The sequence below is a fragment of the Fimbriimonadaceae bacterium genome (assembly GCA_019638795.1).
GTDB lineage: Bacteria > Armatimonadota > Fimbriimonadia > Fimbriimonadales > Fimbriimonadaceae > JAHBTB01.
On the sequence record JAHBTB010000002.1, the window covers coordinates 22074 to 44637 of the forward strand.

Consider the following 22564-nt stretch of genomic DNA (forward strand, 5'->3'; position numbering starts at 1 on the left):
GTGTCTGGTCACCATAGCGATGATGACGGCGACCCAGTCCCTTGGATCAACGGCCTTGCCGCCCCTCCCCGACGCCGAAGGGTTCGCCGGGATGTACGCGGGGACAAGCCATGGCTCTCTCGTCACCGCCGGAGGCGCCAACTTCCCCGACAAGAAACCGTGGGAGGGCGGCAAGAAGGTCTGGTACGACACGGTCTATGCCCTGGACAGGCCCGGTGGCGAATGGCGGGTGGCCGGCCGTCTGCCCCGCCCCCTTGGCTATGGTGTGTCGGTGTCCTTCCGTGACCGAGTCGTGTGTGTCGGGGGCAGCGACGCCGACCGGCACTACGCCGACGCCTTTACCGTCGAGGTTGTTAAGGGCAAGTTCTCCGTCAAAAACCTGCCCCCATTGCCGGTCACCATGGCGAACGGATGCGGAGCTTTGGTCGGCGACCTCCTCTACGTCGCCGGGGGGCAGGAGAAGCCGGACTCGACCTCGGCCCTGTCCCGCGTCTATGTCCTAGGCTTGGGGGACCAAACCCCGGCATGGAAGGAGGTCCCTGGATTCCCCGGAGAGGGCCGTATCCTCGCCGCCGCCGCGTCCCACGACGGCTCGTTCTGGGTGTTCGGCGGCGCGTCGCTCCACCCCGACGCCAAGGGGCAACCCGTCCGCACGTATCTCCGCAACGCCTACCGGTATGACCCGCAGCACGGCTGGCGTCGCGTCGCCGACCTGCCCCGGCCCGCCGTCGCGGCCCCGTCACCCGCCCCGACCTCCCCGCGCGGAATCTTCATCCTGGGCGGGGACGACGGCTCCCAGGTCGGTGTGCCCCCCGGACAACACAAGGGCTTTGCCAAGGACGTCCAGCTCCTGGCCACGCCGTACTCAGGATGGGTGTCGGCGGGGTCTCTCACCGCGCCTAGGGTCACCGCACCGAGCGTCTCCTGGGCAGGCGGCTGGGTGGTCGTCAACGGCGAGATGCGGCCCGGTGTCCGTTCGCCAGAAGTGCGGATGTACACGGTTCCTTGAACCTAAGCCGGCCTTCAAGCGCCGTGCGTATAATCCGGGGGTGGCCCCTTCCCGACGTGACTTCCTCAAGGCTGCTGCGGCGGTCGGTTCGTCCGCCTTTCTGAACGAGGCGATCACCGCCACGATCGTCCGGGCGGCAATGATCGACCCCGACCCGGGCACCACATTCCACGACGCCGAGCACATCGTGGTCCTCATGCAAGAGAACCGTTCGTTCGACCACACCTTCGGCTGTCTTCGCGGCGTCCGCGGGTTCCGCGACCCGCGGCCGTTTGAACTTGTCAACGGACGAAGCGCCTGGTTCCAGACCGACGACGACGGCACCGTCGTGCCGCCGTTCCGCCTGGAGATGGACAAAACCAACGTCACATGGATGGGCGGGACACCGCACTCATGGACTGACCAGATCGACGCCCGCCACGGCGGAAGGTATGACAAATGGCTCCAAGCCAAGCGTCGAGGTGACAAGTTCCCCATGACCATGGGCTACTTCAGCCGGGAAGACATCCCCTTCTACTACGCGTTAGCCGACTGCTTCACCGTCTTTGACCAAGCGTTTTGCTCGTCGCTGACCGGCACGACGCCCAACCGCCTCTTCCTTTGGACTGGAACGATTCGCGAGGACGCCGACCACCCGGCCCGGGTCACAAATGGCGAGACCGACTATGGCTCAGAGGCCGCATGGAAAACCTTCCCCGAGCGGCTCCAGGAAGCCGGTGTCTCGTGGAAGGTCTATCAGAACGAAATCTCGATCAGCTCAGGACTGAACGGCGACGAAGACACGTGGCTGGCTAACTTCACCGACAACCCGTTGGAGTGGTTCCAGCAATACCGGGTCCGCTTCTCTCCTCGACGGCGTGAGTTTGTGAAGGGCGAGATCGCCCGGCTTGAGGCAGAAGCGGCCAAGGGTGGGGCTACAAATGACGCCAAGTCCAAGCTCGCCGCGTTGCGGCTCGAGGCCGAAACCTACAGCGAGTCGGCGTGGGCCGCTCTCCCCGCGCATGACCGCGAGTTGCATCGCCGGGCCTTCGCCGACAACGCTGCAGACCCTGACTTTCGCACCCTTGTCGACCACACCTATGACGACAACGGCACGAGCCGGACCATCAAAGTGCCGAAGGGCGACGTGTTGCACCAGTTCCGCCAAGACGTCATGTCGGGCGGACTGCCGGCGGTCTCGTGGCTTGTCGCCCCCGAACGGTTCTCAGACCACCCGGGGTCGGCATGGTTCGGCGCCTGGTATCTCAGTGAGGCGATGAACATCCTCACGAAGGACCCCGAGGTCTGGAAGAAGACTGTCTTCATCCTGTGCTATGACGAGAACGACGGCCTTTTCGACCATGTGCCGCCGTTCATCGCCCCTCATCCGGGTCGGCCCGAGACCGGTAAGACTTCTCCAAACATTGACACTTCGGTCGACGTCGCGGACACCCACAACCGAGACCACGCTATCGGCTTAGGATATCGATGCCCGCTCGTGGTCGCCTCACCATGGACCCGCGGCGGCGCGGTGAACTCTCAGGTCAGCGACCACACATCGATCATCAGGTTTATCGAGACATGGTTGGCGGGCAAGGGCAAGCAGGTGCACGAGTCCAACATCAGCACGTGGCGCCGGACGGTCTGCGGTGACCTGACGTCGGCGTTTCAACGCTATGAGGGACAGAAGACCAAGCTGCCCGAGTTCCTCCAGCGTGACACCACCATCGAGCGGATCCATAAGGCCAGCTTTCGCAAGGAGCCGGAGCCCGTCCGAGGCCTGTCGGAGCACGACGCCTTGGCGTCGAAAGTCGCGGCCGCCCAAGAACCAGGCGTCCGCCCCGCCTGCCCCCTGCCTTACGAACTTGAGGCCAGCGTCGTCGTCAAGGGCGGTGAGGCGCACATCAGTCTTCAGGCAGGGGACACGCGGCACGGCAAGAAGGCCGCCGGTGGGGCGTTCATGGCTTATTCCTATGCGCCGACCTTTGTCGCCCGCGCCTATGCCGTGACGCCCGGGGACACCGTCACCGACAAACTCCCCGTTGGTGACCGTGTCCACGTGAGGATCGACGGGCCAAACGGTTTCCTCCGCCAGGTCAAGTCGTCTGGCACGCCCCTGTTCGAGGCAAACGTCCGGTCCCTTGGTGGTGACGTCCAGCTGGAGATCCTTAACCCGTCCGGCGAATCGATCCAAGTGGTGGTCAAGGACCAAAGCTATGGCGAGAAGCTGCCGACGGTCAGAGTCCCCGCCCACGGCTCTCGCAAGGTCAGGGTTTCCACGGCCAAGTCGGCCCGGTGGTACGACGTGTCGGCGTCCGCAGGAGAGACCGCCTACCGCTTTGCCGGCCGGGTCGAGACGGGCGAATGGACCACGTCCGACCCGGCCATGTGAGGGCTACTTTTTCAGGCACATCTCCACGAACGCCTTGACGTCGTCGTGGAACTTGATCCGTGATGACTTTTCGATGTACATCATGTGACCGGCCGGGTAGTACTCGAACGAAAGACGTGCCCGGGTCGCCTTGTCCAATCCCATGTGGTTCACCGTGTAGACGGTCGCGTTGAGCGGGCAGGCGAGGTCGTAGTAGCCACAGCAGTAGAGGACACGGAGGTACGGGTTCCGCGCCAAGGCGGTGCGGAGTGCCGAAGCCGTCTCCGAATAGCCGCCCTCCGCTTCCTGCCAGGGCTGCACTGACCCTGAATTCAGGTAGGGGAACGGAGCCCGGACGCCCAGGTCACGCTGAAGGTAGTCGTTGATCGTGCTGGTGAACGGCGGAGTCGTGGCGTTGTCGCTGGGGTCACCGGCGATACCCCGGTCACCGACGCCCAACTCCTCTTGGCCGACCAACCGCCCGTCATAGCGGCCGATCGTCAACCGCTGGTCGCGCAACAGCTCCCGGAAGAATTGGAACTCGCTGATCTTCAGGTTCGCCGCCAGGCAGTACGCCTTGCTGATTCCCAGGTACTCAGACAACTTGGCCGCGATATGGTCCTTCTCTTGGTCGCTCAGGCTGTCGCCGCGCTGAAGGGCGGGGGCGTACTCCTTGTCGATCCATTCTTGGGACTCCTTGACGACGGCCTCGACCGACTTGAACCGGGGGTTGAGCTTGTGGTGGTACCAGGCGCACGCCGCCATGGAGGGCAGGAACCCGATGTACGTCGTGTCGTTCCCCCTCATGCCGTCCAGCGTCATGAAGTTGCTCGTGCCCGAGATGCTGACAAAGCCGTTGATGGCGATGCCCGACCGCAGAAGGCTGTTCGTGAGCCCCGAGCCACGGATACCGCCGTAGCTTTCGCCGGCGACGAAGAGCGGCGAGCGCCATCGCTGGTGTTTGTTCAGCCAGCCCTTGATGAAGTTGGTGAACGCGGCGATGTCTTGCTGGACGCCAAAGTACTTGCTTCCGTAGCTCGGGCTTGCCAACCGGCTGTACCCAGTCCCCGGGGCGTCGATGACCACGACGTCGGTGAAGTCCAGCCAAGACTCCATGTTGTCGACCGCTTCGTACGGCGGGGCGGGCAAGCTGCCGTCGTCGTTCATCGGGGCGCGTTTGGGACCGAGGGCGCCCATGTGGAGCCACAGGGTTGCGCTACCGGGACCGCCGTTGAAGGCGAAAGTGACCGGCCTTTTCGTGACGTCCGCACCGTCCTTCAGGTAGGCGACATAGAACATCTCGCACTCGGGCGGGGCCCCGTCGGGCCCAAGCGGGATCTGGGCCGCGACCGCCTTGTACTTCAGTGCGCCACTCGGGAGGTTGATGGTGTGGTCGGTCCGGGATTCCGGCAACGATGGCATGGGGTGGGTTGCCGCACCGGTCTGTTCAGGCTGGCCAAAGCGGCCTTGTCTCGCCTGCCCTCCCGGCGGCGGCCCCTGCTGGGCGGCCGGTGCGCCCAAAGCGGACGAAAGCATCACGCAGGCAAGGATCGTCGTCATGGCGGTCCAGTCTATCCCAACGATGCCACTACATTTACATGGATGTCAAAGTCCTTGCGGCACCTTGACGGACTTACCGCGCCTTGTGAGATTTATGGGTTCTTCCCCGCAAACTTACGGGGATTAGCGTTACGTCCGTTACGTCCCCGCCCACGTGTTGAAGCAATGTCATAGACTGACGACATGCGATTGATGATTTGCTCGGCCCTTGTAGTCTTACTGACCCAAGGGGCATTGGCCCAGTTCACTCTCTTCGCCGCGGAGACCAACTCCGGTTCCCTTGGCGGAGACACCGCTCACTACGGCGGCGTCCAGCAGTACGACTTTGCCTCGACGGGCGGCTCGTTTGTCGCCGGTGGGGGCTTGGCCGCCGCCGATCTGCACGACCCGGTCGGTCTCGTCGTCCGGAACAGCAAACTCTACGTCAGCAACCGCTGGGGCAACACCCAGGGCAAAGGGAGTGTCCAAGAATTCGACTTCGACTTTGGGACGAAGACCTTGTCCGGCGGTGCGACAGTCGCCGAGCAGACCACGGCGGCCAGCCAAGGGTTCCACGGGTTCCAGTTCGCCCCGAACGGCGACCTCTATGTCACCACGGTCTCCAACGGCACCCACCGTTACCGTGACACCGGTTCGGGCTACACGGAGATCGCCAGCGTCGCCAACGGCGCGGTCCGCGACGTGTGGATTTCGCCGGACGGCAAGAAGATGATCACGTCGGGCGTCGGTAACGCCCTCCACATCACCGACATTGTCGGGGACGGGTTTGGCAACTCGACGGACTTCACCATGAGCCAAGCTGACGCGACCCATCAGATGGCGTTCAGAGGCGGGTCGCTCTATGTCGCGAGCTTCAACAGCAGCAAGGTCATCAAGGTCGAACTCGACGCTGATTACAACCCCACGTCGAGCAGCGTTCTATTTGACGTCAGTGGCGCCGTCGGCATCACTTTCAGCCCCGATGGCGAGGAAATGTTCGTCTCCAGCCACACCGGCAACTTCATCCAGCGCTACTTGGACAACGGCGGCACCTGGACGGACAACGGCAAGTTCGACACCGGACACAACATGGGCTACTTGGCCGCTGTGCCCGAGCCCGCGAGCATGTGTGTCCTCGGCCTTGGTGCCTTGGCGCTCCTCCGCCGCCGCAAGAAAGCCTGAACTGGCATCCGCACCACCCCGGCGAGGGTCTCGGCTACGAGACCCTCGCCGTCCCTATGCCGCGCGCCGACCGATCGTGAACGCGTAAACCGGGTACCCGAGGGCGACCAGACCCAAGGTGACCAAGGTGGCCCCCCTAGCCCCGGGGTCCAGCAACGAGTTGCCCAAGAGAAAGACGGTCGAGAGAATGAACAGGGCCGGCACCACGGGGAACCCGGGCGTCAGAGCGGCGGGCTCATAGACATGAGGCCGGGCCCCGGTCCCGGCGTCGTCACCAGCGTCGACCAAGGAGTCCGGTTCCGGCCCGGCCGAAGTGGGCAGACGTCGTCGCCGACGGCGGAACACGAACACAGAACCCACCGCCAGAGCATAAAACGGGACGCTCGCGATGACGAAGGCGTCCGTCAGGGTCGAAAAGGTCTTTGACCCGGTGAACGCGGCCGCGACGACAACGTACAGGACGCCAAGGCAAGCGACCAAGACGACCGCGGTGGTCGGCGTCTTGAACTTGGGATGGACGGTGGCCAATTGGGGGAAGATGAGCTTGTCCTCCGCCATGGCGAAGAACAGTCGAGGGCTCGTCAGCACCGACCCGTTGAGGGTGCCATAGGTGGACACCATGACGGTCGCCACAATGAAGGTGACCCCGCCCGCCCCGACCAGACGGCTCATGACGTCGGCCGCGACCAGGGGGCTCGCGGCGACCTCTTGCGCCGAAAAGACGGACAGGTAGGCGACATTGGCGAGGAGGTAGACCCCGATGACGGCGAGCGTCCCTAACAGGGTCGCCCGAGGCAGGTTCTTGCGCGGCTCCGTCATTTCCCCACCGACGTAGGTGCCGTCCGTCCAGCCGTCATACGCCCACAACGCCGAGACCAGGGCGAGGCCGAACAGGGACAGATTGAAACTGCCAGGCGGCACGGCGGGTGAGAAGTGGCCGCCCGTTTTGGGCAGGCCCACCGCAAAGGCCAGGACGACCAGGGCGAGCAGCCCGGCCGTCTTCGCCAGGGTCGTCAGATTCTGGACGCCCGTCCCCAACTTGACCCCGCGAATGTTCGCCGCGGCCACGCCAAGGATCGCGGCGACGGACAGGGCGGTGACCAACCCCACGAACGCCGGATGCTCTTTCTGCACGCCGAACAGCCTCAAGGCGTGCTCACCAAACACCACGGCGACCGCCCCGACCGACGAGGGCCGGATCAAGATGAGCTGCGCCCAGCCAAACAGGAACGCGGCCTGTCGCCCAAACGCCTCGCGGATGTAGACGTACAAGCCGCCGGCATAGGGATAGGCGCTGCCCACCTCGGCCAAAGTCAAGGCCCCGCACAGGACAAAGAAGCCTCCGACGACCCATACGAGGAGGAACGGAAGCGGGCCCGGGAGTTGCTCGGCGATGCCCGCCGGGCTCCTGAAGATCCCCGACCCGATCGTGCTCCCGACGACCACCGCGACCCCGCTGCCCAAGCCGATCTGACGGACAAGGTGCGCCCCCTGACCTTCTCGCATGGGCGCATGGTATCAGACAAGGTGCGGCCTCGAACGCCTTCCCCGTAAATCTACGAGAATTGAACCTCCAACCGAGCCCCGCGCCATATTCGTCGCGGAAGGGTCGCAATCAACCCGGTGACTGTGCCAAGGTGAGACTTCCCTGCCAGAAATGCAGGGGATTGGAGCGTAAATAATGAACAGAGGACTCTGGCTCGCGGGTGTGTCGCTCGTTTTCGCCTCCCCCGCCGCCGCACAGACGCTGATTTCCGATTTCGAATCCTTCACCGCCCCGACGGCAAACGGCACCGTGCTTTTCCGCGACCCCCGGTTCTCCGGCAGCACGTCAGGCAACCTTCTCACCGACCCCAACCTCAGTCAAGTCGTCAAACCCGACGGAGGCGTCGGTGGCAACGTCACCAACGTTCTGAAGACCAACTTCCAGTTCATTGACGGTGAGGCCAGCCGCTGGTTGCGGCTGACCACCTTCAACGCCACCAACCTGAAGAACCCGACGGTCGACTTCACCCAGTGGCTCAAGTTCGACGTCTACACCACAAAGGACATCACCATCGCGATCGGCCTGCGTGAGACCAACACCACCGCCGCGATCGGCGAGAACGGCGGCACCAGTGGCTCGATCGAGTGGGTCTCCAACGACTCGCTTTCCGGCACGGGCGGCCCCGGCGGAGGCACGCTCATCACCGCAGGCTCGTGGTTCCACTACGCCATCGACTTGGCCGCGCCGCCCGTGGTGAAGGGCTTCACCGGAAACGGAGTCCTCGAATCAACGACGGGTAAGGGCGTCCTAGAGAACTTCGGCATCAAGCCGGTCGGCGGCGACGCCGGCCCGTACGAGGTCTATTTCGACAACATCCGCCAGGAAGCGGTCCCCGAGCCAGCCACCCTGGTTGTCCTTGGCCTTGGCGCCCTCGCCCTCCGTCGGCGACGGTCGCAGTAAGAGAAGAGGTTCTCGGGCCGGCCGTCACACGGGACAGTCGGCGGTCGGCCCGACGACCATGGGAAAGTGGCGGCAGTCCTCGAACCCGTGGGCAAGAAGCAACTCGCGGAACGTGCGGAGGGACGACTCTAAGAACGACTCCGAACCGAAGTCCATTGTCTGGTTCAGGTAACTGTCCGCCACCTCCACCGTCCATCCGGCCCGGCCCGCCGCCCAAGCGAGAGCGGTCGCGGTCTTGGCGGTCCGCTCGGTCTGTGCCCCGCACCCGCTCTTGAGCCATCCCGCATGGAGGTGCGCGCCCAGTTCAGGGGTCAACCCCTCGCCACCTGCCCACACCGCCCAAACGAACGGCACCCCGGTCAGGTCTGTCCAGGCCTTGCCTAAGTCGAGGACATGGCACCCCGTGCCGTCGGCGGTCATGCCGAGGTCCCCGATCAGGACGCAGGCGTCGCATGCACCCAGCATCGTGGCCAAGTCTGGGGCCATCTCGACCGCTTCCGGCCTGACGCCGAACATTTCGCCGAGGACCACCATGGCCAAGCGGTTGCTCGTCATTGAGCTGGCGTCCCAGGCCAGCGTCCGGACCTGGTCGAACGGGACGCGGCTGAACAGACGGACACTCCGGACCGGGCCCCGAGTCGCGATCGCTGGGGCAAGAAGGACGCGGCGGCCCGGCTCGCGCAAAGCGTCGACGCTGCTGACCAAGATCGCATCGGCCTCGCCCCGTTCCAGCAGGACTGGCAGCTTCGACGGCACGTCGTAGCGCACCTGGACCGGCGACTCCTCGCCTTGCGACTCGAACCACCACACCAGCGGGGCGGCGTTCACATAGGGCACCGACGCGACCGTGAACCGGGGCATGCCTGCATCCTACGCGGTCCCCGTCAGCCTCGTTCGGACTTCCGGACCACGAGCTTGAGCGCCGACCACGACTCATCGACGGCGCACACTTTGACGTCGACCCACCCCATGGGGAGCGCGACGTCGCGGACGGTCTGCTCCGTGATGTCGGTGGCCACCTTCGAGGTCCGCTTCGGCCAGCTCACCCACACGACGGCGAGGTCGCCGCCGACCCGCCGGGCGACGGCCAGGTCGCGTTCTAGGTCAGCCCGGGACGTGTGGAAGAGGTGGGCCCGCCGCGCTTGCGTCCCGTCCCAGACGGCCAGGGACACGTCTCCGCCGATAAGCGACAGGTAGTCGCCGTCAAAGTTAGTCACGACTAAGTCGCCTGGCTTCCATCCCAGTTTTTCGACCAATGGTTTGCCCGAGTAGCCGTGGGCGGTGCTCACCGGCCGATGGTATCACGCGCCGCAGGTTTCCGCGCCACGACGCAGACGCTGCTGCCCCATGGCAGCGGCACCGCGGACATGACCCTCGACTCAAACTCCATCAAGGCGACCAGAGCGGCGTTGACCGGGCCGTTCACGGCGGGCAGCCGCACCTTTGCCGGCCCCCGGCGGAAGCGTTCGACACACCGGGTGAGCACCACCGCCGGGAAGAGGAAGAACACACTGTATGACAGAAACTCCACCTGGAACCCGGCGTCCACGAGGAGGCGCCTCACCTGCCTGGCCGTGTACCGGCGGCAGTGCATCAGCGCCACGTCATGGGGTCCCCAAAGCCAGGCGAACGCAGGCAGGTTCATGACGAAGACCCCTCCCGGCTTGAGCGCGTCGAAGACCCCTTTCACCGCTGCCACGTCGTCGGGGACGTGCTCGACGGTGTCGAGCGAGACGACGGTGTCGTACGAGCCGGGCCGGAACGGCAGACGCTGGGCGTCGCCCAGAACCAGGTTCTTCAGGCCTCGCTCACTGGCGAAACCGAGGGCCAGCGGTGAGACGTCGACCCCCGCTGTCGCGCCGACCTCGGCCAGTTCGTTGAGGACCGCCCCGGTACCGCAGCCGACGTCAAGGATGCGGCCGCCGCCGGGCGCGAACCTCTTGACCAAAGACAACGCCAAGCGGCGGCGGGCGACGAACCACCAATAGGTGTCCTCCGCCGCGCGCATCTTGCCGTATTCGTCACTCTGCACGGCCCGCCTCGGCCGGCAACGCCAACCTCTTCGCCTTCCCCTTCAACCGGAGCCTCACGAGCTGGCCGAGCATCTCCGGCCCGTCGCGCAGCAACACCACCTTCGACCCCTCCTGGTGCCTCCACCTCACCGGGATCTCGGCGATCCGGTAACCAAGGTCGTGGGCGATCATGAGGGCCTCAAAATCAAACCCGAACCGGTCGACTGTCGCACGGCGGAAGATTTCGCGGGCGACTTCGGCCCGGAAGAGCTTGAAGCCGCACTGGGTGTCCTTGATCCCTCGGACGGCGAGGAGCTGGACGGCCAGGTTGAACATGCGCCCGGCCATCTCGCGGTAGAACGGCTGCCGGACTTCGAGTTGGCTCTCGCGCAGCGGCCGGCTGCCGATCGCCACGTCGGCCCCCGCGTCTATGGCCTTCCACAGTTTGTCGACCTCGTCGATCGGCGTCGCCAAGTCGGCGTCTGAGACGAGGATGTACTCGGCGTCAGCGGCAAAGACCCCCTGCTTGACCGCGTAGCCCTTCCCCCGGTTCACCGCATAGTGGACGCATTGGAAGCCTGGGTGCGATTGTGCAAAGTCGCTGACAACTTTTTCAGTCCCGTCCTTGCTGCCGTCGCTGACGACCAAAACCTGGCAACTGTACGGCAACGACGCGACAAACGCCGCCAATGTGGCCAAAGTCGGCCCGATTCGGGCCGATTCGTCGTACGCGGGCACCACGATGGCAAGGCGGACAGTCAAGGCGGAGCGATTCTACCGGCTGGGTCCGGAGTTGACTCTGGGCTTCCTTGTGTGGCTACAATGATTCATCAGATGCTCATGGATGCCGACGGTGCCCTGAGGGACGACCCTCACCTACAGGCCGACTCCGACCAGGCCCACCATCATCCTAACCCAGCATCGAACCCACACCAAAACGTCAAGTTTGCCAAGTACGCCTTGGCGACCCTTGTCTACACGGTCGCGACCGTCGTTTTTGGCGCGTTTGTCCGCGCTTCCCTGTCAGGAGACGGTTGCGGCAACAACTGGCCTCTCTGTGGCGACGGCCGGGGTGTGATCCCTGCGTTCAGCCAGATCAAGACCGTTTTTGAGTTCGGCCACCGGGCGAGCAGTGGGATCCTTTTCTTCGCCATGGTCGGGCTGTTCGTCTTCGGACGACGGGCGTTCCCCAAGGGCGCGGCGGCCCGCCAGGCGGCGAACTGGGCGTTCGGCCTGACCATCTTCGAGGCTCTCATCGGGGCCGCCCTCGTCAAGATGGGCTGGGTGACGGTCGACAAGTCCATGGCCCGGGCTGTGACCATGCCCGTCCACCTGATGAGCACGTTCGCGCTCACCGCCTCGCTCACCCTGGCCTGGCACTTCGGACGCGGGGGCGAGAGGGTCCGTTTCGCCGGTCAAGGGGGCGTCGGCACCGCCCTCAAGGCGATGGTCGGCGGTGTCGCCCTTTTGGGCGTCACCGGGGCGATCAGCGCACTTGGCAAGACCGCGTTCGCCCTTGAATTGGCCTCGGCTAAGACTATCGCCGACCGGTGGGCCCAACACCTAGGCGAGAACGCCCCGGCGATCCTGAAGGGCGGCATCCTTCACCCGCTCGTCGCCACGTCCGTCGGCGTCATCGTCCTGTGGCTGGCCGGATATGTCTCCGAGCACCGCCCCACCCCGGCGGTGCACAAGTGGAGCCGCTGGACCGTCGGGCTTTATGTTGGCCAGTTCGTCTTCGGTATCGCCAACCTGATCGTCTCGGCCCCGGTGTGGATGCAGCTCGTCCACCTGGCCCTCGCGGTTTCCGGCTGGATCGCCCTGGTGCTCCTGTGCGCCAACGCCCTCGGGGTTAGTTGGTCGGCCCAAGACGATGTCCACGAGGCCCCGGCCGAGCCACGGTCTCTGGGCGAGACGGTGAAGGCCTATATCGCCCTGACCAAGCCTCGGATCATCTCTCTCCTCCTCTTCACGACGATCGCGGCGATGGTGATCGCCAAGGGGGGCTGGCCCGACTGGTGGCTGACCTTGTGGGTCACGGTCGGCGGCTATATGGCGGCCGGCGCGGCCAACGCCTTCAACATGATCGTCGAGCAGGACATCGACGTGGCGATGGAGCGCACCAGCCACCGGCCTACCGTGACCCACGCGGTCACCAAGCGGCAGGCCCTGGTCTTCGCCTACTCGATGGCGGTCGGCTCTTTCGCCATCCTCACGTGGTCGGCCAACCTCTTGTCGGCCACGATGGCGCTGTGCGGGCTGCTCACCTACGTCTTCGTCTACACCCTCTGGCTCAAGCGTCGCACGTGGCAGAACATCGTGATCGGCGGGGCCGCCGGAGCCTTCCCGCCCTTGGTCGGTTACGCCGCCGTGGCCGGGAGCCTCAACCCGTTCGCGTGGTTCCTCTTCGCCCTGATCTTCGCTTGGACGCCGGTCCACTTCTGGGCGCTGGCGATCCTGATCAAAGACGACTACGCCAAGGCCGGCGTGCCGATGTTGCCCGTCGTCAAGGGAGACCGGGTCACTGTCGTCCAGATCGTCATTTATGCGGTCATCACCGCCCTGGTCTGCGCGATGCCGCTCCTTGAGAAAACGGCCGTGGGGCCGGTCTATCTGGTGGGCTCGGGACTTTTGAACGCCGGGCTGCTCGCCCATAGCCTGCTCTTGTTCAAAACGCCGGACCGACCCCACGCCAGGAAGCTCTTCAAGTTCTCGATGGTCTATCTGGCCTTGATCTTTATCGTTATTGCCGTGGACAGGACGGTGATGGCTTGACCACTCAGGCCCCGGCGCCGGCGAACCTGCCAGCGAAGCAACGGCGTCTTGTGACATATTTTCAGGAGCGCAGGTAGCGATGGCCCAAATCTTTCCTCCATACGCGAACACGATCGCGACGGCGAGCCTTTTCGTCGCCGCCGGCGTGCCGTTCGTGCTGCTTGTCGGCGGCACCCAGATCACCAGTTCGCCGGCCAACACCAAGGTCGACAACCCCCTGGACCAGCCCGTGCCGTTCAGTCACAAGCACCATGCCAAGGAGCTGGGGATCGACTGCCGCTTCTGCCACAGCAATGTCGAGGACAACGCCCAGGCCAGCGTCCCGTCCACCGAAGTCTGCATGACCTGCCACAGCCAGATCTGGACGAACAGCCCCTTGCTCGACCCGGTGCGTCAAAGCTGGGAGACGGGGACGCCCCTCCAGTGGAACAAGGTGAACTCCGTCCCCGATTTCGTTTACTTCAACCACTCGATCCACATCAACCGTGGCGTCAATTGCAACACGTGCCACGGCCCCGTGCAAGAGATGCCCATCACCTGGAAGGGCCAGGCGTTCCGCATGTCCTGGTGTCTGGACTGCCACAACGACCCCGCCAAGTACTTGGTGCAGCCCGTCGGCGGTGACAACAAGTCGCCGCGCGAACAGGTGTTCATGCTCTACCGCAAGGTTTCCGAGGGCAGACCGCTCAACGACGCTGAGTTGGCGCTGGCCGAGGGACTCCCCAACCTGATCCCGCAAGACGAGACCCACACCGAACTCGGCAAGAAGCTCGTCAAGGACAGGAAGATCAACGTCGAGCAGCTTAAGGACTGCTACATCTGCCACCACTGATGTCCGACCCCATGAACGAAAAGCGCAACAAGAAGCCGGTCTACGTCCGTGGCATCGAACAACTCCAAGACCCGGAGGCGTTCGACAAGCTGAGTGCCGACGAGTTCCCCCACCGCAAGTCCCTGCTTGAGGTCGACCGCCGCAGCGTCCTGAAGCTCATGGGCGCGGCATCGGCCCTGGCCGGCCTCAGCGGCTGCCGCTCGCTGGTCTTGCCGCAACAGAAGGTCGTCCCCTACGTCCAGCAGCCCGAAAACGCCGTCAACGGCACCACGACCCAGTACGCCACCGTTTACAACCAGGGCGGGTTTGGTGTCGGTGTGCTTGCCACCGCCCACGATTTCCGCCCGACCAAGCTGGACGGCAACCCCAACCACCCGAGCAGCCTCGGCGGGTTGGACGCCGTCACCATGGCGCAGATCGTGGCCCTCTACGACCCCGACCGGTTGCGGGTGCCCCAGTACCTCGGCCAAACCACCGGCTGGCAAGACGGCCTCGCCGCCCTGAGGCAAGCCCTGACCGACAGCAAGACCGGCGCCGGGTTCTACCTGCTGACCGAAACGGTCGGTTCGCCCTTGCTCGCCAAGCAGATCCAGGAGTTCCTCAAGGTCTATCCGGCCGCCAAGTGGGTGCAGTGGGAACCTGCCAACCGCGACAACGCCCGGGAGGGGATCAAGACCGCCTTCGGCCAGGACGTCCACGTCACCTATGACCTGGCAAAGGCCGACGTCATCGTCAGCCTGGACAGCGACTTCCTTTATTCCGGCCCCGGCGCCGTGCGGTTCGCCCGCGACGTCATGGCCCGCCGGAAGCCCGGACATCCCGAGGGTTACAACCGGATCTACGCCTTTGAGTCGGCCCGGACGACCGCCGGCGTCGTCGCCGACCACCGGTTCCGGGTCAAAGCTTCGGATATCGCGCGCCTGGCCAGCCTCCTCGCCCTTGAACTGGGTGTCCCGGGGGCGACGGGCGGTGAGGTCCCCGGTGTCGACGCCAAGGCGGTCAAGGCCTTGGTCAAGGACTTGCAAGAGCACCGTGGCCGCTGTGCCGTCATCGTCGGCGACCACCAGCCGCCCGAAGCGCACGCCCTGGCCGCCGCGATCAACAGCCATCTCGGCAACATCGGCGCCACCGTCTTGGCCTTGGAGCCGGTGCTGGCCCGACCGACGAACCAGGCCGCCGAGTTCGCCGAACTCGTGACGGCGATGGGCAGCGGCGAGTGCAAGGCCTTGGTCGTCTTGGGCGGCAACCCGGTCTTCTCAGCCTACGCCGACACTGGGTTCAAAGAGCTTTACGCCAAGGTCCCCTTGACGGCGGCCCTTTCCCTCCACCCCGACGAGACGGCCTCCGCCAGCACTTGGGCGTTCCCGCAGAGCCACTTCCTCGAGGCCTGGGGCGACGGACGGGCCCATGAAGGAACCGTCTCGATCCAACAACCGCTCATCGAGCCGCTCTACGACTCCAAGTCCGACATTGAGTTCCTTGACGCCCTGACGGGCAAGGCCCGCGGGGGTCACGCCCTCGTCGAGGAGATGTACGTCGGCCCGTTGGCCAAGGACACGGTGGGACGCCGTGCCCAAGACCTGCGATGGCGAGAGACTTTGGCCAAGGGGACTGTGGACGGCTCGGCGGCGAAGCCGACGACCGCCACGGTCGTGGCCGGTGTCGCCGGCGCGGTGTCTATTCCCGCCCCCGCCAACGGTATCGAGCTCGTCTTCCTTCCCGACCCGAACATCCATGACGGCCGGTACGGCAACAACGCCTGGCTGCAAGAGTTGCCCAGGCCGATCAGCAACCTGACTTGGGACAACGCGCTCTACCTGAGCCATGCCACCGCCAAGCGCCTGGGCGTCGGCCAAGTCACGAAGACACTCGGCATCATTCCGTTCTATGGCCCCGCCGAGTTGGCCGAGGTCACCGTCGACGGCCGAAAGCTCGTCGTCCCGGTCTGGGTCAACCTGGGCCAGGCCGACGACGTCGCCTTGCTCCACTTGGGCTACGGCCGCCGAGCAGGCGGCGACGTGTGCAAGTCGGGCAACGGAGCCCACGGGGGCGGGTTCGACACCAACTCCATCCGCAGTTCCAAGAGCCCGTGGGTGGCGACCCAGGTCGAGATCAAGAAGGTGCCCGGAACCTACGAACTGGCCAACACCCAGTTCCACAACACGATCGACACCAGCCTGATCGACAGTTACCGCGAACTGATCTTCGAGACCACCCCGGCCCTGCTCGACGCAGGCAAGCCGTTTGGGGAGGAGGAAGAAGGGCACGTCTCCGAAGAGCAAAAGCACGAGAAGGAGGAAGTGCGCAAGACGGGGAAAGCCGTCTCCATGTTCGACGAGAAGGAGTTCGACTTCAGCAAGACCGAATACCAATGGGCGATGACGGTGGACCTCTCGATGTGCACCGGATGCAACGCCTGCGTGACGGCCTGCCAAAGTGAGAACAACATCTCCGTCGTCGGCAAGCACGAGGTCATGAAGGGACGCGAGATGCACTGGATCCGCATTGACCGGTACTTCAAGGGCCACTGGAAGGACACGGAGCAGGGTGACCAAATCGACACGGACAACCCGCCGACGTACTTCCAACCGCTGACCTGCATGCAGTGCGAGAACGCGCCGTGCGAACCCGTCTGCCCGGTCGCGGCGACCGTCCATAGCCACGAGGGTCTCAACCAGATGGTCTACAACCGTTGCGTCGGTACCCGGTACTGCAGCAACAACTGTCCCTACAAGGTCAGGCGCTTCAACTTCCTGTGGTACACGCAGCGGACGCACGAGGTGCCCGTCCTTAAGCTGTTGCAGAACCCGGACGTCACGGTCCGCACCCGTGGCGTGATGGAGAAGTGCACCTACTGCGTGCAACGCATCAACGCGGCCCGCATCAACGCCAAGAAGGAGTCGCGGCAGATCAAGGACGGCGAGATCATCACCGCCTGCCAGCAAGCCTGCCCGGCCAACGCCATCGTCTTCGGTGACAAGCGAGACCCCGATTCGGCGGTCGGCAAGTCCCGTTCGGACAAGAGGAACTACGTCCTTCTGCCCGAAGTCAACACCCGGCCGCGCACCAGCTACCTGGCCCGCGTCCGCAACCCGCACCCTGACCTAGAGGCCTGACCACGTAATGTCTGCGAACCCCGTCCCACCCGATAAGGACCTGCTCAGCGCTGAGTACAAGGACCACGAGTTCGATGCGTTGATCGGCGACATCCCGCTGAGTCAGGCGCGTCACAACAAGCCTGGCATCTCCTTGCCTGGGCCGCTCGCCAAGTTCCAGACCAGTCCGTGGCAGATCTTCCTCGCCGCGGGCTTCTTGGGCGTCAACCTGCTGATGCTCTCGATCACCATCCTGTTGCTGTTCGGCATCGGGGTGTGGGGCAACAACCAGCCCACGGGATGGGGATGGGACATCGTCAACTTCGTCTGGTGGATCGGTATCGGGCACGCCGGCACCCTCATCTCCGCGGTCCTCTTGCTGCTCCGCCAACGGTGGCGCAACTCGATCAACCGCATGGCGGAGGCGATGACCATCTTCGCCGTCATGTGCGCCGGCCTGTACCCGCTCCTTCACACGGGTCGACCTTGGGTCGCCTACTGGCTGTTCCCCTATCCGAACGTGATGGGCATGTGGCCGCAGTTCAGGAGCCCCCTGGTGTGGGACGTCTTCGCGGTCAGCACCTACATGACGGTGTCCATTCTCTTCTGGTACATGGGCCTGATCCCCGACCTGGCCACCCTGCGTGACCGGGCGAAGGGCCTTGGCCGGTACGTCTACGGCGTGCTCAGCCTGGGCTGGCGCGGCAGCGCCAAGCACTGGTACCGCTACGACCACGCCAGTGTGATGCTCGCCGGCATCTCGACGCCGCTCGTCCTTTCCGTCCACACGATCGTGTCCTTCGACTTTGCCATGGGTGTCGTACCCGGCTGGAACGTCACGATCTTCCCGCCGTACTTCGTCGCCGGCGCTGTCTTCGCCGGGTTCGCGATGGTCATCACCTTCGCGGTGCCCCTGCGCAAGTGGTACAAGCTCGAGCACATCATCACGATGAAGCACTTCGACTGGATGGCGAAGGTCATGCTCGCCACCGGCCTGATTGTCTTCTACGGCTACATCATGGAAGCGTTCTACGCCTTCTACAGTGGCCTCCCCGCCGAGCAGTCGCTCCTGCACAACCGGATCAACTTGGCCAACGCCCCGTACAGCTGGGCGTTCTGGCTCCTCATCCTCTTCAACTGCACGATCCCTCAGGTGCTCTGGTCACCTAAGATGCGCAAGAACCTGACCGTCCTCATGTTGGTCTCGCTCAGCGTCAACATCGGCATGTGGTTCGAACGGTTCGTCATCATCCCCATGTCGCTGACCCGCGACTACGTGCCGTCGAGCTTCGGCTACTACACGCCGTCCCCGTGGGACTTCGGCATGTTCTTCGGTTCGATCGGACTCTTCATCTTCCTCATGTTCCTGTTCGTCCGCTTCCTCCCCATGATCAACATCTGGGAAATGAAGGAGCTCCAGCATCAGATGCACGAAGGGCACGGACATGACCACCACGCGGACCCGGAGGCCGCGGGAGCGCACTGACCTATGTCCCACGGACGAGACACATCACCGAAGCCGTTCGCGGTCTGCGCCGCGTTCGACAACCCTGACGACCTGCTGGCCGCCGCTAAGGCGACCAAAGCGGCGGGCTACCGCGACGTCGAGGCCTATTCACCTGTCCCGGTCGAGGGCGTGACTGACGCCCTCGAATGGAAGAACGACCTCCTCGGTTGGATCACCTTTGGCGGAGGCGTCACCGGTCTGCTCGTCGGCCTTAGCCTAGTCTGGTGGACCAGCACCGGGTTCCGCTTCCCCGACTGGATGCCGGCCCCTCCCGGACTCGCGGGATACGCCCACAACACCGGTGGCAAACCGCTGTTCTCATTGCCCGCGTTCGTCCCCATCATGTTCGAGCTCACGATCCTTCTCTCGGCGTTCGGAGCGACCTTCGGCATGATCGGGCTGAACGGGCTGCCGAAGCCACACCACCCGATGTTCAACGCTGAAGCCATGAAGCGCGCCTCCCAAGACCGGTTCATCATTGCCGTCGAGGCGACCGACCCGCGCTACGACGAGGACGCTTTGGTCGGGTTCTTCGAGACCCTGAAGCCGCTCTCCATCGAGCGCGTCATGACGTCGGAGGGCTATTGATGAAGCGGTGGGCCCCTCTCGTCATCGCCAGCGGCCTGCTGCTCGGCGGCTGCCATATCGACATGTGGCAACAGCCCAAGGCGAAGAGCCAAAGTTCCAGCGACTTTTTCGCCGACGCCCAGAGCAGCCGCAAACCGGTCGACGGCACTGTCTCCTTCGACGGGGCGAAGGCCGACTCCGCGTTCTTCACCGGGTTTGAGAACGGGCAACTGGTCAAGGAGTTCCCCGTCCCGGTCACCGAGGAGTTGATCCGCCGTGGCCAAGACCGCTTCATGGCGTTTTGCTCCCACTGCCACGGGGCCATCGGCGACGGCAAGGGCATGATCGCCCAGCGCGGCTACAACATCTCCCGACCGGTCGCCAACTATCACACCGACCGGTTGCGCGCGATGCCCGTCGGCCATTTCTTCGATGTCATGACAAACGGTTATGGAGCCATGTACCCCATGGCCGCCCGCATCAAACCGGCCGACCGCTGGGCGATCGTGTCCTACATCCGCACGCTCCAGTTCAGCCAACACGCCGCTGTGGGTGACTTGGACGAGACGACCAAGCGGGCTCTGGGTGCCGAAGGCGCGGCCAGCAACAGCGGCCCCCTCTTTCGGGACCAGTCCCATCAAACGCAGCCGGCCGCGACCGGCACGGTGGAAGGCACCGGCGGCAACGCCAGCCCCCTTCCGCCCAGTCCGCTCCGCCACGAAGCCGAGACTATCGCGCCAGACTTGGCGCAGCCGGCCCCGACCAACAATGGAGGCACGCGGTGAACGAACAAGCCAAGCTCGGCCGTAGTGCGGTCACGTTTGGTGTGGTCTTGGCCGTCGTCGGCCTCGCCTTGGGTGCGTTCGGTTACATGCAGGGTGGCCAGGCCGCCTTCGCAGGCTCCTACCTCTACGCCTGGGTGTTCTGGGGGTCCATGACGATGGGCTGCCTGTCCATGACCGTCCTCTTCAACGCCCTGCGGGGCCGTTGGCAAGCCCCTGTCGCCCGCATCTGGGAGGCAGCGGCCGGACCGTCGGGCATTGTGCTCGCGCTAGTCCTTATGGTCCCAGTGTTCATCTTCAGGGAGCAGCTCTATGCGGCCTGGATGCACGCCCCGGCGAACGACATCCTCATCACGAGGAAGAACACCTACCTGAACCAACCGTTCTGGTTCGGTCGCATCTTCTTGTACTTTGGCCTGTTCTACTACATGGCCGCCCGGTTCAAGACGTGGACGCGCCAGGAAGAGCTGACCGGCGACCCGGCCTACGGTGAAAAGCGTAACCGCCTCTCCGGCGCGGCCATCGTCCTGATGGTCCTCATCACCAACTTCTTCATGACGGACATCGTCATGTCCCTCGACCCGCATTGGTCGTCGACGATGTACGGGTTCATCTGGGTGGCCGGCAACGCACTCTCGGCCACGGCCTTCGCCGTCCTCGTGGTGATCTTCGGCAGGAAGGCGGAGTCGTACAAGGCGATCCTCAGCGACAAGCTGATGACCAAGGACTTCGGCAACATGATGCTCATGCTGACGATGTTGTGGGCGTACTTCACCTTCAGCCAGTACCTCATCGTGTGGAGCGGCAACCTCCCCGAGTTCACGAGCTACTACCTCCAACGGTTGACCGGTAACTGGAACCTCTTCGGCTTCTTCCAGATCACCTTCAACTTCTTCGTGCCGTTGCTCCTGCTCTTCTCACCGGGCGTGAAGCGAGACCCGGTCCGCTTGGGCATCGTCGCGGCGTGGATCCTCTTCTTCCGATTCACCGACGTCCATTACGCCGTCATGCCGTTCCTGCGCAATGAGATCTCCGTGACGGCGGCAGACATCGGTTGCTTCGCCTTGGTCGGCGGCATCTGGCTGGCCCACTTCGGCTACCAAATCGCCAAGTCGCCGCTTCTGACCACTGCCCACCCGTACTTGGACCACAAGGAGGCTGTCGCCGATGCATCATGAAGAAGACGATGTGAACCTGCTGGAGCAGATGGGCTACGAGGGCCGGGACCTCAACGTCGACAAAGGAGGCTTGACCACCGCGTTCCTCATGTTCGTCGTGCTGACCGTCATCACGATCGGCTGCTGGGCGTTCATCGGCGTCGTCGACCGCACGAAGGCGTTCAGCCTGAACCCGACCAAGGTCGAAGCCCGCAAGGTCACCCCGCCCAAGGACTATCCCGTCGTCCAATCGGGCCTGACGGCCAAGACCGACATGATCGACCTGCGCAAGCAAGAGGAAGCCAAGGAGACCAAGCTAGGTTGGGTCGACCAGGGGAAGGGTATCGCCCAAATCCCCGTCGAGGACGCCGTGCGCATCGTCGCCGAGCGCGGGCTCCCCACCAGACCGGGTGCCACCATGGAGGGCCACAAGTGAAGCGTTGGCTTCTTGCCGCCCTCGTCGCCGCCTCGGCGCTGGCTTCGGCCCAATTCTACGGCTACAAGGACGCCCCCGTCCCCGGCCAGGCCCGCGTCGCCACCGACGCGACCAGCGCGGGTGTGCGTGTCGACCAGAAGCTCGACAGTTACATCGACCTCAAGCTTCCGTTCGTCGATTCCGAAGGCAAGGACGTCACCCTTGACGAATACTTCCACAAGCGGCCCGTCGTTCTGCTCCTTGTCTTTTACGAGTGCGCCGGTGTGTGCACCGACGAGTTGAACAACCTGGTCGCTTCGGTCAAGGGGTTCAAAAAGGACAATGTCGGCGACACCTTCGACGTCGTCGTCGTCAGCATCGACCCACGCGAAGGGCCGAAGGAAGCCAAGGCCAAAAAGCAAACCTTTGTCGACATCTACAAGGTCAACAGCACTGTGCCGGGCCGGGACAAGTCAGACAAAGGTTGGCACTTCCTCACCGGCAAAGAAGAAGACATCGAGAAACTGGCCAGTCAGGTGGGCTTTGTCTATAACCGCGACCCCAAGACCGGCAACATCACCCACCCGGCCAGCCTGATGGTGCTCACGCCGTCCGGCCGGCTCAGCCGCTATTTCGTCACGACCGAATACCCGCAACAAGTGTTGCTCAGTTCGATCAGGGCCGCTAAGGAAGAAAAGATCGGCGTCAAGGACGACCGGCCGTTCTTCCTGGCGTGCGTCAACGTCGACCCCCTGACAGGTCAACGGTCACTTAACATCCTCAACGTCGTCCGCACGTTCGGCGTGCTGACCGTGTTGGCGATGGCCACAGCTATGTTTGTTTGGAGCCGCAAGGCCAAGACGGCCAACCACACCGACGGAGACGACCAGTAAGCG

At 64.2% G+C, this 22564-nt stretch carries 19 protein-coding genes; 13 read left to right on the forward strand and 6 right to left on the reverse strand.

Annotated elements, in window-relative coordinates:
• Nucleotides 1–22: 22 nt before the first annotated feature.
• Together KF857_03510 and KF857_03515 are read left to right on the forward strand one after the other, a co-directional pair.
• Entirely contained in the window at nucleotides 23–1009 is a 987-nt protein-coding gene (locus tag KF857_03510; protein ID MBX3111052.1) for a hypothetical protein, read from the forward strand.
• 40 nt (nucleotides 1010–1049) lie between these two features.
• A complete protein-coding gene (locus KF857_03515; GenBank protein ID MBX3111053.1) occupies nucleotides 1050–3380 on the forward strand; it encodes a phospholipase C, phosphocholine-specific in 2331 nt (776 codons plus the stop codon).
• A 3-nt stretch (nucleotides 3381–3383) separates the two neighbouring features.
• Here KF857_03515 and KF857_03520 read toward each other — a convergent pair whose 3' ends face one another.
• On the reverse strand, nucleotides 3384–4919 hold the full coding sequence (locus KF857_03520; GenBank protein MBX3111054.1) for a hypothetical protein: 1536 nt from the start codon (nucleotides 4917–4919) through the stop codon (nucleotides 3384–3386).
• Between the two features lie 183 nt (nucleotides 4920–5102).
• Between KF857_03520 and KF857_03525 the strand changes: the two genes are divergently transcribed.
• Nucleotides 5103–6080, forward strand: a complete 978-nt coding sequence (locus tag KF857_03525) for a PEP-CTERM sorting domain-containing protein (protein MBX3111055.1) — start codon at nucleotides 5103–5105, stop codon at nucleotides 6078–6080.
• A 54-nt stretch (nucleotides 6081–6134) separates the two neighbouring features.
• On the opposite strand, the gene KF857_03530 is transcribed toward KF857_03525, so the two are convergent.
• A complete protein-coding gene (locus tag KF857_03530) occupies nucleotides 6135–7586 on the reverse strand; it encodes an amino acid permease (protein MBX3111056.1) in 1452 nt (483 codons plus the stop codon).
• Nucleotides 7587–7761: 175 nt separating this feature from the next.
• Between KF857_03530 and KF857_03535 the strand changes: the two genes are divergently transcribed.
• Nucleotides 7762–8526 carry a PEP-CTERM sorting domain-containing protein gene (locus KF857_03535; GenBank protein ID MBX3111057.1) on the forward strand — a complete coding sequence of 255 codons (765 nt, stop codon included), beginning with the start codon at nucleotides 7762–7764 and terminating at the stop codon, nucleotides 8524–8526.
• A gap of 24 nt (nucleotides 8527–8550) precedes the next feature.
• Here KF857_03535 and KF857_03540 read toward each other — a convergent pair whose 3' ends face one another.
• The 4 genes from KF857_03540 to KF857_03555 are packed head-to-tail and all read right to left on the reverse strand — an operon-like array spanning nucleotide 8551 to nucleotide 11300.
• Nucleotides 8551–9387, reverse strand: coding sequence for a menaquinone biosynthesis protein (locus tag KF857_03540; GenBank protein MBX3111058.1), 837 nt, complete (start codon nucleotides 9385–9387; stop codon nucleotides 8551–8553).
• Between the two features lie 23 nt (nucleotides 9388–9410).
• Nucleotides 9411–9815, reverse strand: coding sequence for a hypothetical protein (locus KF857_03545; protein ID MBX3111059.1), 405 nt, complete (start codon nucleotides 9813–9815; stop codon nucleotides 9411–9413).
• A complete protein-coding gene (locus tag KF857_03550) occupies nucleotides 9812–10558 on the reverse strand; it encodes a class I SAM-dependent methyltransferase (GenBank protein MBX3111060.1) in 747 nt (248 codons plus the stop codon). The genes KF857_03545 and KF857_03550 overlap by 4 nt, the downstream gene beginning before the upstream one ends.
• Nucleotides 10548–11300 carry a glycosyltransferase family 2 protein gene (locus tag KF857_03555; protein ID MBX3111061.1) on the reverse strand — a complete coding sequence of 251 codons (753 nt, stop codon included), beginning with the start codon at nucleotides 11298–11300 and terminating at the stop codon, nucleotides 10548–10550. Before KF857_03555 ends, KF857_03550 begins: the two co-directional genes overlap by 11 nt.
• Nucleotides 11301–11372: 72 nt before the next feature.
• Between KF857_03555 and KF857_03560 the strand changes: the two genes are divergently transcribed.
• The 9 genes from KF857_03560 (at nucleotide 11373) to KF857_03600 (ending at nucleotide 22561) form a co-directional block, all read left to right on the forward strand.
• Nucleotides 11373–13313, forward strand: coding sequence for a heme o synthase (locus KF857_03560; GenBank protein ID MBX3111062.1), 1941 nt, complete (start codon nucleotides 11373–11375; stop codon nucleotides 13311–13313).
• Nucleotides 13314–13392: 79 nt separating this feature from the next.
• A complete protein-coding gene (locus tag KF857_03565) occupies nucleotides 13393–14145 on the forward strand; it encodes a cytochrome c3 family protein (GenBank protein ID MBX3111063.1) in 753 nt (250 codons plus the stop codon).
• An 11-nt stretch (nucleotides 14146–14156) separates the two neighbouring features.
• On the forward strand, nucleotides 14157–17261 hold the full coding sequence (locus tag KF857_03570; GenBank protein ID MBX3111064.1) for a Fe-S-cluster-containing hydrogenase: 3105 nt from the start codon (nucleotides 14157–14159) through the stop codon (nucleotides 17259–17261).
• A 7-nt stretch (nucleotides 17262–17268) separates the two neighbouring features.
• The gene (gene nrfD / locus KF857_03575; protein ID MBX3111065.1) at nucleotides 17269–18726 is read left to right on the forward strand and encodes a polysulfide reductase NrfD; all 1458 of its coding nucleotides are present in this window, start codon (nucleotides 17269–17271) and stop codon (nucleotides 18724–18726) included.
• A gap of 3 nt (nucleotides 18727–18729) precedes the next feature.
• A complete protein-coding gene (locus KF857_03580) occupies nucleotides 18730–19335 on the forward strand; it encodes a DUF3341 domain-containing protein (GenBank protein MBX3111066.1) in 606 nt (201 codons plus the stop codon).
• Nucleotides 19335–20099 (forward strand): cytochrome c, encoded by a 765-nt coding sequence (locus tag KF857_03585; protein ID MBX3111067.1) that lies wholly within the window; start codon nucleotides 19335–19337, stop codon nucleotides 20097–20099. The genes KF857_03580 and KF857_03585 overlap by 1 nt, the downstream gene beginning before the upstream one ends.
• Complete coding sequence (locus tag KF857_03590) at nucleotides 20096–21274, forward strand: hypothetical protein (GenBank protein ID MBX3111068.1); 1179 nt, start codon at nucleotides 20096–20098, stop codon at nucleotides 21272–21274. Before KF857_03585 ends, KF857_03590 begins: the two co-directional genes overlap by 4 nt.
• Nucleotides 21264–21689, forward strand: a complete 426-nt coding sequence (locus tag KF857_03595) for a hypothetical protein (GenBank protein MBX3111069.1) — start codon at nucleotides 21264–21266, stop codon at nucleotides 21687–21689. The genes KF857_03590 and KF857_03595 overlap by 11 nt, the downstream gene beginning before the upstream one ends.
• Nucleotides 21686–22561 (forward strand): SCO family protein, encoded by an 876-nt coding sequence (locus KF857_03600; protein ID MBX3111070.1) that lies wholly within the window; start codon nucleotides 21686–21688, stop codon nucleotides 22559–22561. Before KF857_03595 ends, KF857_03600 begins: the two co-directional genes overlap by 4 nt.
• Nucleotides 22562–22564 lie beyond the last annotated feature (3 nt).